Annotated in this window: 1 protein-coding gene; it reads left to right on the forward strand. The window is 48.9% G+C overall.

Translation table 11 applies throughout. The annotated features are described in order from the left end of the window. Positions 1-2,689 (forward strand): DUF1542 domain-containing protein (locus N4310_RS08130; protein ID WP_262092776.1); only part of this gene is annotated, 2,689 nt, incomplete at both ends.

The following is a 2,689-nucleotide window of genomic DNA, read 5'->3' on the forward strand; positions in this document are numbered from 1 at the left end:
ACAGGTGAGATTGCTAAAGTTAACCCAGAAGCAGCAGCGAAACCAGCAGCCAAAGAAGCTATCGACAAGGCAGCAGCGGATAAGAAGGCAGCGATTGATGCTCGTGATGACTTAACAACTGAAGAGAAAACAGCAGCGAAAGCAGAAGTAGACTCTGAGGCAGCTAAGGCTAAGGACGCAGTCGATGCGGCTACCGACCAAGCAGGTGTAGATGCGGCTAAAGATTCTGGTACAAATGCAATTACAGCAGTTAATCCAGAAGCAGCAGCGAAACCAGCAGCCAAAGAAGCTATCGACAAGGCAGCAGCGGATAAGAAGGCAGCGATTGATGCCAATAATGATCTAACTCAAGAAGAGAAGGATGCAGCTAAGGCCACAGTTGATGCAGAAGCCAGCAAGGCTAAGGACGCAGTTGATGCGGCTACCGACCAAGCAGGTGTTGATGCGGCTAAAGACTCTGGTACAGGTGAGATTGCTAAAGTTAACCCAGAAGCAGCGGCAAAACCAGCGGCTAAAGATGCCATTGATCAAGCGGCAGCGGATAAGAAGGCAGCGATCGATGCTCGTGATGACTTAACAGCTGAAGAGAAAGCAGCAGCGAAAGCAGAAGTAGACTCTGAGGCAGTTAAGGCTAAGGACGCAGTCGATGCGGCTACCGACCAAGCAGGTGTAGATGCTGCAAAAGATTCTGGTACAAGTGCAATCACAGCAATTAATCCAGAAGCAGTAGCGAAACCAGCAGCCAAAGAAGTTATCGACAAGGCAGCGGCGGATAAGAAGGCAGCAATTGATGCCAATAATGATCTAACTCAAGAAGAGAAAGATGCGGCTAAGTCACTAGTTGATGTAGAAGCCAAGAAGGCTAAGGACGCAGTCGATGTGGCTACCGACCAAGCAGGTGTTGATGCGGCTAAAGACTCTGGTACAAATGCAATTACAGCAGTTAATCCAGAAGCAGTAGCGAAACCAGCAGCCAAAGAAGCTATCGATGAAGCAGCAGCGGATAAGAAGGCAGCGATTGATGCTCGTGATGACTTAACAGCTGAAGAGAAAGCAGCAGCGAAAGCAGAAGTAGACTCTGATGCAGTTAAGGCTAAGGATGCAGTCGATGCGGCTACCGACCAAGCAGGTGTTGATGCGGCTAAAGACTCTGGTACAGGTGAGATTGCTAAAGTTAATCCAGAAGCAGTAGCGAAACCAGCAGCCAAAGAAGCTATCGACCAGGCAGCAGCGGATAAGAAGGCAGCGATTGAAGCTCGTGATGACTTAACAACCGAAGAGAAAACAGCAGCGAAAGCAGAAGTAGACTCTGAGGCAGCTAAGGCTAAGGACGCAGTCGATGCGGCTACCGACCAAGCAGGTGTTGATGCGGCTAAAGATTCTGGTACAAATGCAATTACAGCAGTTAATCCAGAAGCAGTAGCAAAACCAGCAACCAAAGAAGCTATCGACAAGGCGGCAGCGGATAAGAAGGCAGCAATTGATGCCGATAATAAACTAACTCAAGAAGAGAAGGATGCAGCTAAGGCCACAGTTGATGCAGAAGCTGATAAGGCTAAGGATGCAGTCGATGCGGCCACCGACCAAGCAGGTGTTGATGCGGCTAAAGACTCTGGTACAGGTGAGATTGCTAAAGTTAATCCAGAAGCAGTAGCGAAACCAGCAGCCAAAGAAGCTATCGACAAGGTGGCAGCGGATAAGAAGGCAGCGATTGAAGCTCGTGATGACTTAACAACCGAAGAGAAAACAGCAGCGAAAGCAGAAGTAGACTCTGAGGCAGCTAAGGCTAAGGACGCAGTCGATGCAGCTACCGACCAAGCAGGTGTTGATGCGGCTAAAGATTCTGGTACAAATGCAATTACAGCAGTTAATCCAGAAGCAGTAGCGAAACCAGCAGCCAAAGAAGCGATCGACAAGGCGGCAGCGGATAAGAAGGCAGCAATTGATGCCGATAATAAACTAACTCAAGAAGAGAAGGATGCAGCTAAGGCCACAGTTGATGCAGAAGCCAGCAAGGCTAAGGATGCAGTCGATGCGGCTGCCGACCAAGCAGGTGTTGATGCGGCTAAAGACTCTGGTACAAATGCAATTACAGCAGTTAATCCAGAAGCAGTGGCGAAACCAGCAGCTAAAGAAGCGATCGACAAGGCGGCAGCGGATAAGAAGGCAGAAATTGAAGCTCGTGATGACTTAACAGCTGAAGAGAAAGCGGCAGCGAAAGCAGAAGTAGACTCTGAGGCAGCTAAGGCTAAGGACGCAGTCGATGCGGCTGCCGACCAAGCAGGTGTTGATGTGGCTAAAGATTCTGGTACAAATGCAATTACAGCAGTCAATCCAGAAGCAGTAGCAAAACCAGCAGCCAAAGAAGCTATCGACAAGGCGGCAGCGGATAAGAAGGCGGCAATTGATGCCCGTAACGATCTAACTCAAGAAGAGAAAGATAAGGCTAAGTCAACTGTTGATGAAGAAGCTGACAAGGCTAAGGACGCAGTTGATGCGGCTACCGACCAAGCAGGTGTTGATGCGGCTAAAGATTCTGGTACAAATGCAATTACAGCAGTTAATCCAGAAGCAGCAGCGAAACCAGCAGCTAAAGAAGCTATCGACAAGGCAGCAGCGGCGAAGAAGGCAGAAATTGAAGCTCGTAACGATCTAACTCAAGAAGAGAAAGATGCAGCTAAGTCATCTG

Origin of the sequence: Streptococcus danieliae, from assembly GCF_025447695.1 — a bacterium.
GTDB classification, from domain to species: domain Bacteria; phylum Bacillota; class Bacilli; order Lactobacillales; family Streptococcaceae; genus Streptococcus; species Streptococcus danieliae.